The sequence below is a fragment of the Simplicispira sp. GW247-4R2A genome, assembly GCF_059424465.1.
Map to the genome: position 1 here is coordinate 1 of NZ_JBWKZM010000028.1, position 15,665 is coordinate 15,665.

The 15,665-nt window shown below is 63.8% G+C and carries 11 protein-coding genes; 3 read left to right on the forward strand and 8 right to left on the reverse strand.

The window, feature by feature from the left end; genetic code table 11:
* Nucleotides 1–45: 45 nt before the first annotated feature.
* The 3 genes from AC07ZH_RS16555 to pmbA form a co-directional block, all read right to left on the reverse strand.
* Nucleotides 46–825, reverse strand: coding sequence for a hypothetical protein (locus AC07ZH_RS16555; RefSeq protein WP_495200598.1), 780 nt, complete (start codon nt 823–825; stop codon nt 46–48).
* Between the two features lie 170 nt (nt 826–995).
* A complete protein-coding gene (locus AC07ZH_RS16560) occupies nt 996–1,208 on the reverse strand; it encodes a hypothetical protein (protein WP_495200599.1) in 213 nt (70 codons plus the stop codon).
* A gap of 36 nt (nt 1,209–1,244) precedes the next feature.
* Entirely contained in the window at nt 1,245–2,633 is a 1,389-nt protein-coding gene (pmbA, locus tag AC07ZH_RS16565; RefSeq protein WP_495200600.1) for a metalloprotease PmbA, read from the reverse strand.
* Nucleotides 2,634–2,712: 79 nt separating this feature from the next.
* Here pmbA and yjgA point away from each other — a divergent pair, with 79 nt between their 5' ends.
* Nucleotides 2,713–3,387 carry a ribosome biogenesis factor YjgA gene (gene yjgA, locus AC07ZH_RS16570; RefSeq protein WP_495200601.1) on the forward strand — a complete coding sequence of 225 codons (675 nt, stop codon included), beginning with the start codon at nt 2,713–2,715 and terminating at the stop codon, nt 3,385–3,387.
* Entirely contained in the window at nt 3,380–3,988 is a 609-nt protein-coding gene (gene mog, locus AC07ZH_RS16575) for a molybdopterin adenylyltransferase (RefSeq protein ID WP_495200602.1), read from the forward strand. Before yjgA ends, mog begins: the two co-directional genes overlap by 8 nt.
* Before the next feature lie 100 nt (nt 3,989–4,088).
* On the opposite strand, the gene cysE is transcribed toward mog, so the two are convergent.
* Nucleotides 4,089–4,865 (reverse strand): serine O-acetyltransferase, encoded by a 777-nt coding sequence (gene cysE / locus AC07ZH_RS16580; RefSeq protein ID WP_119110420.1) that lies wholly within the window; start codon nt 4,863–4,865, stop codon nt 4,089–4,091.
* A 34-nt stretch (nt 4,866–4,899) separates the two neighbouring features.
* Nucleotides 4,900–5,727, reverse strand: a complete 828-nt coding sequence (locus AC07ZH_RS16585; protein ID WP_495200603.1) for an RNA methyltransferase — start codon at nt 5,725–5,727, stop codon at nt 4,900–4,902.
* A gap of 144 nt (nt 5,728–5,871) precedes the next feature.
* Between AC07ZH_RS16585 and AC07ZH_RS16590 the strand changes: the two genes are divergently transcribed.
* Nucleotides 5,872–6,798 carry an inositol monophosphatase family protein gene (locus AC07ZH_RS16590; protein ID WP_495200604.1) on the forward strand — a complete coding sequence of 309 codons (927 nt, stop codon included), beginning with the start codon at nt 5,872–5,874 and terminating at the stop codon, nt 6,796–6,798.
* A 9-nt stretch (nt 6,799–6,807) separates the two neighbouring features.
* Here AC07ZH_RS16590 and AC07ZH_RS16595 read toward each other — a convergent pair whose 3' ends face one another.
* From AC07ZH_RS16595 to AC07ZH_RS16605, 3 genes are read right to left on the reverse strand one after another with little or no spacing between them, the layout of a single operon-like run.
* Nucleotides 6,808–7,932 (reverse strand): response regulator, encoded by a 1,125-nt coding sequence (locus AC07ZH_RS16595; protein WP_495200605.1) that lies wholly within the window; start codon nt 7,930–7,932, stop codon nt 6,808–6,810.
* Nucleotides 7,922–12,832, reverse strand: coding sequence for a response regulator (locus AC07ZH_RS16600; protein ID WP_495200606.1), 4,911 nt, complete (start codon nt 12,830–12,832; stop codon nt 7,922–7,924). The genes AC07ZH_RS16595 and AC07ZH_RS16600 overlap by 11 nt, the downstream gene beginning before the upstream one ends.
* Nucleotides 12,833–12,871: 39 nt before the next feature.
* Nucleotides 12,872–15,415, reverse strand: coding sequence for a sensor domain-containing protein (locus AC07ZH_RS16605; RefSeq protein WP_495200638.1), 2,544 nt, complete (start codon nt 15,413–15,415; stop codon nt 12,872–12,874).
* Nucleotides 15,416–15,665: the final 250 nt, after the last annotated feature.

A 15,665-nucleotide genomic window follows, 5' to 3' on the forward strand; every position in this document is an offset into this window, starting at 1 on the left:
GAAAACAGGTACTGCCAACACCATACCTTGCAAATCCCGCGCCCATCAAGCCGAAGAACTTCCAACCATATCAATGACTTGCGGATTCTTCAGGGCGGACTCGGTACTCCACAGCCCCTTTTGAGCTCTGCTTGGATTGAACCCATAAGCCTTGGTCAACTGCCCCTGTTCGTTGGCCTCCCCCATCAGCCCCGTGTCGCTGTAGAGGAAGTACGTCGCCTTAGTCGTTGCCCCCTCCTTCACCGCTTTGCTGATCCGCCGTCCAAACGGGTCATACCGGTAGTTGGCTTCTATTTGTGCGTTCGCTTGTCCTGCGAGCGTGCTGGTGAAGTTTGTGAGCCGCTCAGCCGCGTTGTAGCCGTATGTCCTCTCGCTCTGGCTGTTGGTTTCTGTCTTGGTGTGCCCCTGCGGCGTGTACGTCACCTGCGTCTCCAGCGCCGGAGCCCCTGCCTCAAACGGCTGCACCTTCGGGTACTGCGTGAGCTGGTTGTCCGCGTTGTAGCTCCAGGCCCCCGGCTGGTGCGCACTGCTGATGCGGTTGTGCACCGGGTCGTAGCCGTATTGCTCTACCGGCAAGCCCAGGCTTTGCAGGTTCTGGTCCGGGGCCGCCTGGGTCAATCTGTCCAGGCCGTCGTAGCCGTATTGGGTCTCCCCCAGGTCGCTGTTGATTTGGGTGATGTTGCCGGCCTTGTCGTATTGGTAGTTTCGGCTGGCCAGTAGTTGTTGGCTGGTGCTGTTCTTGACCGCAATGCTGATGGGGCGCTGCAAGGCGTCTAGCGTGAGTGTCTTGACGGCCCCAGGGCTCTGGATGCTGGTGGGTACCATCCATTGGTAGTTCTGGTAGGTAACTTGGCTGTTGTTGGGCAGCGTGATTTGGCTCAGCTGGGCGTATCGCTGAATGTCGTTAACCGCTCTGCCGCGTTGTACCCGTACTCGCCGTCCCACAGGGTGGAGGCGACGGTTTTGCCGTTGAAGCTGCGCGCGAGTTGGTTGCCTTACAGGTCGTAGGTGGTAACGAGGGTGTCGCCCCTGCGGTCGGTGAGGGTGACTTCGAATTGGCGTTTCTCGCGCAGATACCAACCCAGCGGGCCGACTTTGTGCAACAAAGCCCCCTGATTCGCAAGAGTCAGGGGGCTTTTCTTTTGATCCTGCGTGTAGGCAGGTTTGAGCATGCTGAACGAATGCAGCCGCTCACCGGTGAGCGGCATGGATCAATAGCTTTGTCCAAAGCGCATGAAGGCCCCTCAACTTCCCGCCACCTTCATCCGATTGACCAGCACCGACCCAATCGTCTTGGCGCCGTAGTTGTACGCGTCCGCGCCCACCGCCTCGATGCCCTTGAGCATGGCGGCCATGTTGCCGGCGATGGTGATTTCGTGCACTGGGTAGGCGATTTCTCCGTTCTCCACCCAAAAGCCGCTGGCGCCGCGCGAATAGTCGCCGGTGACGTAGTTCACGCCCTGGCCCATCAGCTCGATGACGAACAGGCCCGTGCCCAGTTTCTTCAGCATCGCGTCCAGGTCGTCGCCTTTTTTCGTGCGGCGCGAGTTCAGGATGAGGTTGTGCGAGCCGCCGGCGTTGCCGGTGGTTTTCATGCCGAGCTTGCGCGCCGAATAGCTGCTCAGGAAGTACCCCTGCACACAACCGGCGTCCACCACCTTGCGCGGCGCCACGCGGACGCCCTCTTCGTCAAAAGGCGAACTGCCTTTGCCGCGCGCGATGAACGGGTCTTCCAGAATATCAATGTGCTTGGGGAAAACCTGCTTGCCCAGCGAGTCGAGCAAAAAACTGCTTTTTCGGTACAACGCGCCACCGCTCACCGCCTGCACAAAGGCGCCGAGCAGGCCCGCCGCCAAAGGTGACTCGAACAGCACCGGGCATTGTGTCGTGGGGAGCTTGCGGCTGCCCAGGCGCGCGAGCGCACGCTCGGCGGCGTAGCGGCCCACGTCAGCGGGTGCGGCCAGCTCCTGCGCATCGCGCATGGAGCTGTACCAGGCGTCGCGCTGCATGTCGCCGCGCTTGCCGGGGCTTTTGGCGATGGGGGCACAAGAGAGGCTGTGGCGCGAGGTGGCGTAGCCGCCGCGAAAACCGCGCGTGTGGGCGGTGAAAAAATGGCTTTGCTGGGCCGACACGCCAGCGCCCTCGCTGTTGGTGATGCGCCGGCTGGTGGCAAAGGCTGCGGCCTCGCATTCGAGCGCGATGCGCGCTGCCTCTTCGCTGGTCAGGGCCCAGGGGTGGAACAGCTCCAGATCGGTGCGATGCGTCTCGGGCAGGGCGATATCGCCTTCATCGGGCAGACCCGCCATGGGGTCGGCGGCGGTAAAGCGGGCAATGTCATAGGCCGCCTGCACGGTCTGCTCGATGGCGGCACGCGAAAAATCCGAGGTGCTGGCGTTACCGCGGCGCTGGCCGACATAGACCGTGACGCCGAGCGACTTGTCGCGGTTGCGCTCCACAGTCTCGAGCTCGCCCTTGCGAACGCCTACCGACAGGCCGCTGCCCTCGGAGGCTTCGGCGGCGGCATCGCTCGCGCCGAGTTTTTTGGCGTGTTGCAACGCCTGGTCCACCAGTTCTTCAAAAAACGGGCGGGAATAGCTGAAGCCGGTGTCGGCGCGGGAGTCGGTTGGGTTCATGGCGAGGGCTATGATACTTGCGGCTTCTCCATCAGGAGAGCGCCCCGGGCAGCCCGTGCTGCCCCAACCCCCATTTCACATGTCACGCAAACCCAAAAAAGGCTACTACGTGCGCGGTCAGTTCGTTGCCGAAGGCAGCGAATTGGATCTCGAACTCAAAGCCGAGCTCAAAGGCACGGCCGATTCGAGCCGTACCGACCTCAAGCGCGAGAGCGATGCGCTCCAGGACCTGGGCAAAGATCTGCTCACGCTGCGGGCCGATTTGCTGGCCGGCCTGAAACTGCCCGATAAGTTGGTAGATGCGCTCGCCGAAGCCCGCCGTATCACCAATTTCGAGGGCAAACGCCGGCAGATGCAGTTTGTCGGCAAGCTCATGCGCAAGCTCGACGAGGCCACGGTGGAAGCCGCCCGCGCCGCGCTGGATGTGCAGCACAGCGGCTCGGCACAAGAGAAGATGGCGCTGCACCAGGCGGAACAGTGGCGCGACCGGCTGATCAGCGAAGATGCGGCGCAGGCCGAATGGATTGCCCACCACCCCGACACCGATATCCAGCAACTGCGCGCGCTGATCCGCCAGGCGCGCAAGGACGCGCAGAGCGCCCACGACGCCAAGATTGCCGAATCCACGGGCCTGGCCCCGCGCAAGGGCCGCGCCTACCGCGAACTGTTTGCGCTGGTGCGTACCGCCCTTGGCGGCGCAAGCGAAGCCGACGACGCAACAGAGGCCCCTGACGAAGACGAGCCCAATGACTGACCCCAGCCTGCCCCCACCCGAGCCGGTGAAAATCGGCATCGTTTCCATCAGCGACCGCGCCAGCAGCGGCGTTTACGAAGACAAGGGCCTGCCCGCGCTGCAGGACTGGCTGGCGCGCGCGCTGCACAACCCCATCGAGTTTCTGCCGCGCCTGATTGCCGACGAACAGCAGACCATCAGCGACACTTTGGTGGCCCTGGTGGACGCCGGCTGCAGCCTGGTGCTGACCACGGGCGGCACCGGCCCCGCCCCGCGCGACGTGACGCCCGAGGCCACACTGGCCATTGCGCACAAAGAAATGCCGGGTTTTGGCGAACAGATGCGCAGTATCAGCCTGCGCTTCGTCCCCACAGCCATCCTGTCGCGCCAGGTGGCGGTGATTCGCAGCCAAAGCCTGATCATCAACCTGCCCGGCCAGCCCAAGGCGATTGCCGAAACGCTGGAAGGCGCCCGCGCTGCAGACGGCAGTCTGATCCAGGCCGGCATCTTTGCCGCCGTGCCCTATTGCATCGACCTGATCGGCGGGCCGTACCTGGAGACCCACGAGGCCGTGTGCAAGGCGTTCAGGCCCAAGACGGCGCAGCGGCCCGCGCGAAGTTGAGCGCACGCGCCACACCGTCGAAAAATATCATGAAAACTGGCTATAGCGCTTACACACTAAGCGCTTTCAGCTCTCAATAAAAGAGCACACAAGCGCGCTGCTATTTACCGATCAGGTCGTTGAGCTTGCCCGCCTCGAACTGCTCTTTCAGCGCCGCGTCGCCCGGTACGCAGCCCTGGGTATGCTGGCCGGCCGAGAGCTTTTCAATGGCTTGCCAGAGCAGCGCGATCTGGTGCTCTTGCGAGCCGGCGCTCTCCACCAGGCCACGCATGGCCTGCGAGAGGGGGTCGTCCTCCTGCGTAATGCCGTAGGCCGTGAACTTGGGGGCCTGTGGCTCGGTCACGTCGGCGCTCTGGCCTTCCTTCGAGGGGATGATGCGCGCCGGAATGCCCACCGCCGTGGCGCCTGCGGGCACGGGCTTGATCACCACGGCGTTGCTGCCTATTTTTGCGCCATCGCCAATCTCGAAACCGCCCAGCACCTTGGCGCCGGCGCTGACGACCACATCCTTTCCCAGCGTCGGGTGGCGCTTGACCCCCTTGTAGAGCGAAGTGCCGCCTAGCGTCACGCCTTGGTAGATGGTGCAACCGTCGCCGATCTCGGCGGTTTCGCCGACCACCACGCCCATGGCATGGTCGAAGAACACGCGCTCGCCGATCTTGGCGCCGGGGTGGATTTCAATGCCGGTGAACCCGCGTGCGAAGTGCGAGATGAAGCGCCCCAGCCATTTGAGGCCATGCGTCCAGCACCAGTGGGCGCGCCGGTGCAGCCACAGGGCGTGCAGGCCGGGGTAGCAGGTCAGTACCTCGAACGAGCTGCGCGCGGCCGGGTCGCGCTCCAGGATGCATTGGATATCGGAGCGCAGGCGGGAGAACATGGGAACGAGAGAATGAAGCAGGCAGGCAGCCAGTTTAGTGCTTTGCCTGGGCTGCGGTCCGCAGCATGGCCTTGGCGACACCGCGCAGGATGTGGATTTCCTCCTGTGTCGGCTGCGCGCGGTTGAACATCTGGTTCAGGCGCGGCATCAGTTTTTTGGGTGCTGCCGGGTCCAGGAAACCAATGGCGGCCAGGGCCTCCTCCCAGTGCGCCAGCATGCCGGCCACCTGCTGGGCATCGGCCTGCTGCGACGCAGGCACGCTGCTGTGCACGGGAAAACCGCCCAATGCCTGGCGCCATTCGTAAGCGATGAGCTGCACCGCAGCACCGAGGTTGAGCGAGCTGAACTTGGGGTTGGTGGGGATCGAGAGCGCGACGTGGCAGCGGTACACGTCTTCGTTGCGCATGCCAAAGCGTTCCGAGCCAAACAGGAAGGCGATGCCTGCCTCAGCGCTCTGCGCGCCCGGAGCAGAAGCAGAAGCAGGCGACTCCACCACCAGGTTTGAAGTGTTTTCAGCCTCCAGCGCTTGTCCCATCTGCGCAAGCAGCTCTTCTTTCAATAGCAATTCAAAATGCGCACGCGGCGCCCGCGTGGGCGGGCCGAAGTCGCGCGGCGTCATGGCGGTGGCACAGAGGTGGTTCACGCCATCCAGCGCTTCGTCGAGCGTGGCGACGATACGCGCGTTCTCCAGCACGTCGAGAGCACCGCTGGCGCGCTGGATGGTTTCCTCGCGCCGCAGCACGTTGGGCCAGCGGGGGGCGACCAGCACCAGGTCGCCAAAGCCCATGGTTTTCATGGCGCGCGCGGTGGCGCCCACATTGCCGGCGTGGCTGGTGTTGATCAGGATGAAGCGGGTTTTCATAGGACGGTCGCGGGCAACTCAAGAGCCAGACGCGTAAAATCGGAGGCTTATTGTCGCTGCCCGCATCGCCGGTCAGCGATTTTCCGTTCTTGCACCTTGTGCGCCGCGCCGCTCTGGCGCGCCGCCCTCCCGCTTAAAAATTCCATGTCGTCCCCCAACCTGCACCCCATGCTCAACGTGGCCATCAAGGCCGCCCGCGCCGCCGGCGCCATCATCAACCGCGCGGCGCTTGACGTGGAATCGGTGCGCATCTCGCAAAAGCAGATCAACGACTTCGTTACCGAAGTCGACCACGCCAGCGAGCGCGCCATCATCGAAACGCTGCTGACAGCCTACCCAGGCCACGGGATCGTTGCGGAAGAGTCAGGCAGCGAGCATGGGGCGAAAGATTCGGAATACGTCTGGATCATTGACCCGCTGGACGGCACCACCAACTTCATTCACGGCTTCCCGGTGTACTGCGTCAGCATTGCGCTGGCGGTGCGCGGCAAGATGGAGCAGGCCGTCATTTACGACCCCAGCCGCAACGACCTGTTCACGGCCACCAAGGGGCGCGGCGCCTTCCTGAACGAGCGGCGCATCCGCGTCTCCAAGCGCACGCAGCTCAAGGAGTCGCTGCTGTCCACGGGTTTCCCGTTCCGCCCGGGCGACAACTTCAAGAGCTACCTGAACATGATGGGCGACGTCATGCAGCGCACCGCCGGCCTGCGCCGGCCCGGTGCCGCTGCACTGGATCTGGCCTACGTGGCCGCCGGCTACACCGAAGGTTTTTTTGAGACCGGCCTGTCCATCTGGGACGTAGCTGCCGGCTCACTGCTGGTGACCGAGGCCGGCGGCCTGATCGGCAACTTCACCGGTGAATCCGATTTTCTGGAGCAACGCGAATGCCTGGCCGGCACGCCCCGCATCTACGGCCAGTTGGTGCAGATTCTGGGCAAATACAGCAAGTTCGCCGGCGCCGGTGACAAAGCCGCCGTGCGCCAGGCGGCGCAGGAGCTGTCGGAAGCTGCTTCTGCGAGCGAGACGCCGAGCAATGTCCCCAGCAAGCCGGAAGACGACGCGGAGATCTAAGCCAGCCGTTCAATCCGGATAGTTCAGCGCAATGGTGTGGAACTCTTCGGCGATGTCGATAAAGGCATCGACAACATCCGAATCGAACTGCGTCCCCCGGCCTTTCACGATGGCGATGCCAGCCTGCTCGTGCGTGCCAGCGGTTTTGTACACCCGCTCGCTGATGATCGCGTCGTAAACGTCGGCCACCGCCATCAGCCGTGCCGGCACGGGAATGGCGTCGCCCGCCAGGCCGTCAGGGTAGCCTGTGCCGTCCCAGCGCTCATGGTGGCTGCGGGCCATTTCCTTGGCCACACTCAAAAATCGCACCCGCATGCCAAGCTGCCGTTCGGCGCTCTCGATGGCCTTGCTTCCCAGTCGCGCATGCGCCTTGGTCAATTCAAACTCCTCGTCGGTGAGCTTGCCGGGCTTGAGCAACACCAGGTCGGAAACACCAATCTTGCCAATGTCGTGCAGTGGCGCCGATTTGTAGAGCAGATCGATCATGTAGCGGCTTAGCACCGGCTCGAAGCGCGGGTGCGTGCGCAGTCTCTCGGCCAAGGCCTTCACATACAGCTGCGTGCGCCGGATGTGGTTGCCGGTTTCATCGTTGCGCGTCTCGGCCAGTGAGGCCAGCGCCATCATGGCAACGTCCTGGATCGCCTGCACTTCCAGCGTGCGCAAGGCCACTTCGCGCTCCAGGTAGGCGCTCTTGTCGCGCAGAAAATCCGCCGTGGCCTTGAGCGCCAGATGCGTCTGCACGCGCGCGAGCAAGATGGGCGGGCTCACGGGTTTGGTGACGTAATCCACCGCGCCCAATGCAAAACCCTTGCGCTCGTCCTCGGTGTCGGCAAGCGCCGTCAAAAAAATAACCGGAATGTCGCGCGTGGCGGCTGTGGCTTTAAGCTGCCTGCACACTTCATAGCCGTCCAGGTCCGGCATCATGATGTCGAGCAGGACGAGGTCGGGAACAGGCTCGGCCTGGGCGGCCTTGAGTGCGCGGGCACCGCTGCTCGCGACCTTCACACGGTAGTGTTCCCCCAGCAGCTCGGACATGAATGCCAGGTTGTCCGGCGTATCGTCCACCACCAGCACGGTGGGCAAGTGCCGGTCGCGCCATTCAACCGAGGCGGTCAGGCCATTTTCACGTTGCATGGGAACTCCCTTTGCGGCGGTGCCTTGGCGGATAGCCGGGCGCTTGTGCCAACGCCACGCGCTGCCCGTCCAAGAGCCGCAACGCGTTTTCGTAGTCAAACTGTTCAAGGTGGGCCTGGAGCGCGGGCAGTGCCGAGCCCAAGGCCTGCTGCAGCAGCGCGGCATGGCTCTGCACAAAAACGCCTGCCGCCGGGTCGTCGCGCTGCAACAGCTCGTGCAATTGCTGCAGCGCGGTGTTGATTGCCTCGCGCGAAGCAGGGTCCTGCCGGGCCGATCCACCCGTTGCCAGACTTGCTGCAATCGCCCCGGGCAAAGCACCACCAGCAGGCCCCTGCACCCGCCCACACCAGGGCTGCAGTGATTGCAGCAATTGGTCCACATTCGCCTTCAGCGCCTCCAGCAAAGGCCGCACGGCTTCATCATCTTGGGGGCCGTTGCGAAGCGCCTCTTCAAGCCGCTCAGCACCGTCTTGTACTGCCGTGGCCCCGACCATGCCCGCAAGGCCGCGCAAGGTGTGGGCCTCGCGCAGCGCAATTTCGCCATGACCCGCGGCCAATGCTTCGCCGATGCGTGCCGGCGCATGCTCCTGGCTCCCGAGAAAGCGCCGCAGTGTCTCGGCGTAAAGCGCGCGCCGGCCCATGGTGCTGCGCAAACCCTGCACCAGATTCAAGCCCGGAACCGCTGGCAGCACGGTGTCGTCCAAGGCCGCACCCGCTCCGGGCCTGTCGGCGGTAGCGGGCGTGTCCACAGCCCCCCGGGCGGCTGGCGCGAGCCAGCGCTGCAGGGTCTTCCACAAGTTTTCCGCGGCCATGGGTTTGGCCAGATGGTCGTTCATGCCGGCATCCAGGCAACGCTCGCGATCGGCCTCCAGCGCGTTGGCGGTCATGGCGATCACAGGCAGCGCCGCCAAGCGGGGTTCGGCGCGCAGCTTGCGCGTGGCCTCCAGCCCATCCATCACCGGCATTTGCATGTCCATCAGGACCAGGTCAAAGGGCCGCGCGCTCGCCATGGCCACGCCCTCCTCGCCGTTGCTGGCGACCTCCACCACAACGCCCACCTCTTCCAGCATTTCACGCGCCACCTGCTGGTTGAGTTCGTTGTCTTCGACCACCAACACACGCGCACCGCGCAAGGCAGCGAACTGCGGACTGCCACAGGCTGGCGACAGTGGCGCCGCTGCGACAGAGTCCGTCGCAAGCTCGCCGTGGTCACCCAGGACGGCCATCAGCGTGTCGAACATGACGGAGGCACTCACTGGTTTGATGAGCACCTCTTCAATCCCCTGGCGCCGCGCGGAGCCCAGCACGTCTTCACGGCCAAAGCCGGTCACCATGACGCGCCGCGGCAGCCGTGGCAGGCGCAGCTCACCAATGCGCCGCGCGAGCTCCAGGCCATCCATCCCTGGCATCTGCCAGTCGAGTACGACCAGGTCAAAGGCCTGCCCCTGCGGCGTGGCGCGTTGCAAGGCCCGCAGCGCCTCGGCGCCCGAATGGGCCTGCTCGACTTCAAAGCTCATGGATTGCAGCATCTCGGCGATCACCGTGGCAGCATGCACGTTGTCGTCCACCACCAGCACCCGCAGGCCGCGCAAATCAGGGGCCGGCAGCAGAGGCCGTGCCGGTGCGCCGCGCTGCACCGGCACGGTAAACCAGAAAGTGGAGCCCTGCCCCGGCAGGCTGCGCACGCCCACCTCGCCGCCCATGAGTTCGGCCAGACTTTTGCTGATGGCCAACCCCAGGCCCGTGCCGCCATAGCGGCGCGTGGTGGAGGTGTCGGCCTGCTGGAAACTCTGGAACAGGCGCTCAATCTGCTCGGGGGCGAGACCAATTCCGGTGTCCCGTACCTCGAAACGCAGCAGGACCTGCTCGCCCTGCCGCTGCTGCACGCGCACCACAATGCCCACCTCGCCGCGCTCGGTGAACTTGATGGCGTTGTTGGTGTAGTTGATGAGAATCTGCCCGATGCGCAGGGCGTCCCCCACGAGATTGGGCGGCACGTCGGGCGCCACATCGCAAATAAGCTCCAAGCCCTGTGCACTGGCCTTGTGGCTCACCACATCGACGACACCGCCCAGCACCTGGTCGAGCACGAAAGGCTGTGCTTCAATGCGCAGCTTGCCCGCCTCAATGCGCGAAAAATCAAGAATATCGTTGATCACCCCCATCAGGTGCTGGCTGGCCTGGCCGATCTTGCTGACGTAATCGTGCTGTCGCTGGTTCAACCCCGACCTGAGCGCCAGGTGCGACATCCCGATGATGGCGTTCATGGGCGTACGGATTTCGTGGCTCATGTTGGCCAGGAAGTTGGATTTGAGCGCCGTGGCTTCTTCGGCAAGCTCCTTGGCATGGCGCAGTTCCTGCTGCACGCGTTCGCGGTCGCTGATGTCCACAAAGACACCAATCACCCCGCCCGGCGCACCATCAGGCCGGCGAAAACCCTGCAACCAGAACAGCATGTGGTGCGGCTGCCCGTCTGCCTGGGGCATGACGATCTCGCGGTGCACGGCCGTGCCCCCCTGCAGCGCCGCCTGCGCATCGGCCTCGAAGCGGTCGCGTGCATCCTGCGACAAATACACCAGGCTTTGCACCGTCCGGCCCAGGAAGTCCTCGCGCCGAATTCCAAATGCTTGCTCATAGGCCCGGTTGAATCCCAGATAACGGCCCTGGTCGTCCTTATAAAAAATGGGCACCGGGATGGTGTCCATCAGCACCTGCTGGAACTGGACCTGAGCCGCCACCTGCTCTTCGAGCTTCTTGTAGGCGTCGATATCCACGATAACGCCGACGATGCGCTCGGCCTTGCCCTCGCCGTCGCGCTGGATATGGGCGGTGCAGGCGTACCAGCGCACTCCCTCTTCAAGACGCTGCAGGCGCCAGGCATCGTGGAAACTGCAGGTATCGCCCTGCAGCGCTGCGTCTATGCGCGCCATGGCAGCGGCGCTGTCCGCTGGCCACAGACGGTCAAGCCAGATGGCACGCCAGTCGTCAAATACCCGCTCGGCGATGCCCTCTACCCCTTCGATCTTCTCGCGCCAGAGACAGCGCCCGATGCGCAGGTCGACATCGAAAACGGCCGTTTTCCCCGCCTCTTGCACCAACTCCAGGCGCTCGCTCGTCTCGCGCATGGTGCGTTCAGCGCGGTGCACCTCGGTCACATCCTCAATGACCCACAAGGCGGCATTGGGGTACCCATCCAGATGCACGGCGCGCCCCGACATGCGAACGTCTATCACACGGCCGTCCAGCCGCTGCACGGCCCAGTTCTCGCGCACCGGCAGGCCCTGCTCCAGTTGCGGCGCCACGTGTGCGGCAAACGCGGCATGCTGCTCCGGGCTACCAAACAGCATGCTCACGCGCTGGTCCTGCAACTGCTCGGGGGTGCCGCCCAGCAAGGCCACGAAAGCCGGATTGAACAGGTGCATGGCACCGTCACATGCCAACAGCACGGGCGGCGCATTGTCAAAAATGGCGTTCTGTTGCTCCAGCAACTCCTTCAGCCTGCGCTCGCTGCGCCGCAATTTTTCCTGCTCGCGCATACGCTGCGAGACCTCTTGGTGCAGGCCCACCATGCCGACGCAGACCCCACGCGCATCGCGCACGGGCGAGAGCGTTGCCTCCTCGTGGTATTCGGTGCCATCTTTGCGGCGGTTGATGAAATGCCCCTTCCACGCATGCCCGGTCATGACAGCGGCCCACATACCGTTGAAGGTCTGCATGGGTGTCTTGCCGCTGGCCAGCAGTGAGGGCTTGTGGCCCCGTACCTCATCGAGGCAATAGCCGGTATTGCGCTCGAATTCAGGATTGACCCATTCGATCACCCCCTGGGCATCGGTCACCACCACGCCCAGAGGACTGTTCTCCAGCGCCGCGCCCAGCACGAACAGGCGCTGCTGCGTGGCCGCGATACGGGCGCGGTTGCGCAGCAATTCGAGCACCAACAGGCCCAGCAAAGCCAAGAACACAAAAGCCATGCCCCCGTAGCGCAGGCGCACCGGCCATGGCATGACCTGTGAGATGTCTTCCAGTACCACCATGGACCAGGGGCCTCCAGGGTCGCCCCAGTCCATCTCCTGGTGCTCCACAGCTTGCGGGACTCCGTCGATCAGAACCTTCGACAAGCCCAATGAAAAGGGCAGCTCCGAGGCCACCCCGTTATCGAAATAGTGGCCCAACTGACCCAGGCGCGCAATGGCGTCAATGCGGCTCTGCGTCAGTGGTGGGGTCAGCGCGTACAACCATTCAGGGCGGCTGGAGGCCATCACCACCCCCTGTGGCGAAAGCAGCAGCGCCGTCAGGCCCGTACCAGCAAGCGCAGCGTCCACGACAGCAAACGGCAGCTTGAACATCACCGCACCCAAGATGGGCGTCTGCACCGTGCTGCCCGCATACAGCGGCGCGGCAATGTAGAGACCACGGGTGTTCGTCTTGGAGCCAATGGCCGCGTAGATGCCGATCTGGCCCCGCATGGCCTGTTGAAAATACGGACGAAAACCGACATCGAGACCTGTGGAGCTGGCACCTGCCGTCTGATGCGCCACGACGATTCCGTGGGCATTGATCACGTACGCACCGTCCAGTCCAAAGCGTTCGCGTGCGGCGGCGAGCGCTCCCAGAGCAGCAGGGGCATCGGGCGCTCGCACCCCTAGCGCCACGGCTTTCAGCAAGGGTTCGTTCAGACCCATGAGCGCCACAGCGCCCACCACAGCACTGTGGGTAGAGTGCTCGGCCAGTACATTGCTGGCGCGTGAGAGCACTTTTTGTCGCAGCACCTGTCGCTCGGCCAAGCGCTGCTCGTGCAACGCCAGCACCGCGAGCCAAGCGCCCACAAGCGAAAACAACAGCACGGCCACAACCCCCCTGAACCAGGGCACGCGCTGCTCCGCAGGAGCGCCCATCAGCATGGCAGGCGCTTCCCGCCGCCGGAGCCATGCTTCGGTGCTTCAAACCTCACCATGGGCCTGTGCCTCGATATCTGCGGCAGGGCCTGGGCGACCAAACAGGAAACCCTGGAACTTCTCGCAACCGTGCAGGCGCAAAAAGCCCAATTGCCCAGCCGTCTCGACCCCTTCTGCCACGACCTCCAGGTCGAGACTTTGCGCCAACGCCAGGATGCTGCGCACAATGGCGGCATCGTTCGGGTCGGTCAGCACATCGCGCACAAAACCCCGGTCGATCTTCACTTGGTCCAAAGGCAAACGCTTCAAGTAACTCAGGCTGGAGTAGCCTGTGCCAAAGTCGTCCAAAGCAAAGCCTACGCCTTCGCGCTTGAGCTGCACCATGCGCTGTATCGCCTCCTCGATATCGCCGAGCAGCAGGCTCTCGGTCAGTTCGAGCGTGAGCCTGAACGGGTTCGCGCCCGTCTCCTGGAGGATTTGCATCACCTGGGCAGCAAAATCGGCTTGGCGAAACTGCCGGGCGCTGACGTTGACGGCAATGCTCAGGTGCGCCGTGTGTGAATGTTTGGCCCACTGCACCAGTTGCTCGCAGGCGCTGCGCATCACCTGCTTGCCCAAGGGCAGGATCAGGCCGGTCTGCTCAGCCAGGGGAATGAACTCCAGCGGGCTGATGGCGCCGCGCACCGGGTGGCTCCAGCGGGCCAGCGCCTCTGCACCCATGACACGGCCCTTGTGATCGACCACCGGCTGGTAGTGCACAAAGAGCTCGCCGCCCGCCAGGCCCTGGCGCAGATCGGCCTCCAGGCTGGAGCGCTCGTGCAGCGCCTGCTGCATGCCTGGGTCAAAGAAGCGGTGGGTGTTGCGGCCTGCAGCCTTGGCTTCGTACATCGCCAGGTCGGCTCGCTTGAGGAGCTCTTCCACACTCAGCCGCTCCTGGCCGAACAGCGTCAGCCCAATACTGGGCGTGCTGTAGTGCTTCTGGCCCGCCAGTTCGAAGGACTGGTTCAGCGCCGAAAGCAATTTTCGCGCGATGGCCTCGGTCTGCCGCGCGGCCTCGTCCATATCACGGTGAAGACCGTCGAGCAGGATAACGAATTCATCGCCGCCAAAGCGCGCCACGGTGTCGCATTGGCGCACGCTGCCCAAGAGGCGCTGCGCAACCTGAATCAGCAGTTGATCGCCCATGTCATGGCCCAGCGTGTCGTTCAGATCCTTGAAGTTGTCCAGGTCGATGAACAACAAGGCCCCGTGCTGGTGGCTGCGCTGGCTGCCGAGGACCAGGCGATCGAGTCGATCGAGCAGCAAGCGGCGATTGGGCAGTTGGGTGAGCGGGTCGTAGAAAGCCAGGCGCTCGATCTCCTGGGCGGCATGCTTGCGGTCGGTAATGTCCTGCGTGTAGCCATGCATCAGGACCGAGCCGTCGGATTCCGCCTGCAAGGCCGCGCTGGTCATGTGCCAGCGCACCGAGCCATCTGGTGCCTGCACGCGGTACTCGCAATGCCACGGCTCAAGCGTGCGCACGGCACGCCTCACCACACGGCGCAGCATGGGAATATCGCCTTTGACGACGTTGCGCTCCAGCGCATGGTGGTCCTGGCGCACGAGTGTGTTGGACACGCCCATCATTTCATTGACCGCCTCGCTCACGTACGGCAAGCTGTGGCTGCCATCCCGGTGGACGCGGCATTGGTAAATGAACCCCGGGACACGGCTGGCAATGCTCTGAATGAAATCCAGTTGATCGCGCATGCGTTCTGCCGATCGGTGCTCGTCGGTCACGTCCTGCACCACGCCCATTTCCACCAGCACACCGTCCTGCTGCGCAGGCAGGCGCACGCGCGCGCGCATCCAGCGTACCTGCCCATCGGGCCGGCGCCAGCGGTATTCGATATCGCTGTCGCAGCCGGCTCCGTGCGCCGATTCGAACACCTGTCGATCTTCTGGCAGCACGCCACTGAGAGCACGCTCGGTGCTGATCCATTCCTGCCGATCCAGCCCCGCGATGTCGCACAGGCCGGGCGACCACAGCAGCACCGATTCGCCCTCATCGCGTATGCGCCGCCAATAGCCCGAGCGCCCCATGCTCTCCATGGTCCCAAACACCTCGGTTTGTTCACGCAGTTCGCGCTGGGTTTCGGCCAGCGTGCTTTGGGCGTGCAACAGACTGCCCGCCAAGGCCTCGGATTCAGCGATGTCCTGCACCGTCACCAGAACGTGGTTTTTCTGTGTGCACTCCGCATGAATTTTCCAGGCCAGACGCAACTGCCCCTGGTCACGCAACACATGCTGGCAATCGAGCGGTACCCCCGAGTGCGCCACAGCGTGCAACTGCTCAAGCAAGTGCGTGCCCACGAGCAACACAAACACCTTGGCAGCCGACACCGCAGGCGTGCGCACGGCCCGCAGGCCATGCAGGCGGTGTGCCGCAGCATTGGCAAACTGCAAGCGCAACTCAGCGCCTTCCATTTGAAAATGGAGGAGCGCCACTGGCACTGCATCGAGCATGGCGGGCACGCTCGCCAGCGCAGCCGGCCACGCCGTATGAGCAGCAGGCACCGCCGAGTCGGATAGGCGCACTGACGGGTTCACGGTCACACAAAACCCTCCCGCGTGATTAGTAGCAGGCCATGCAATGCCCCGATCAGCAATAGCCGGAGCCAAGCCTGCCGCGGCATGGTATTACAAAAAGTAACCATCATGAAAACCTTGTGTATCAGACAGCTTATGGCACGGACCTCACCGCACGCACAAGCGACTTCGTCATGGGCAATGGATCTTTCGATGGATTGCACCCACCAGCACCGAGAGCGTCCCCACCACCATGACCGGAGTCCCCAAG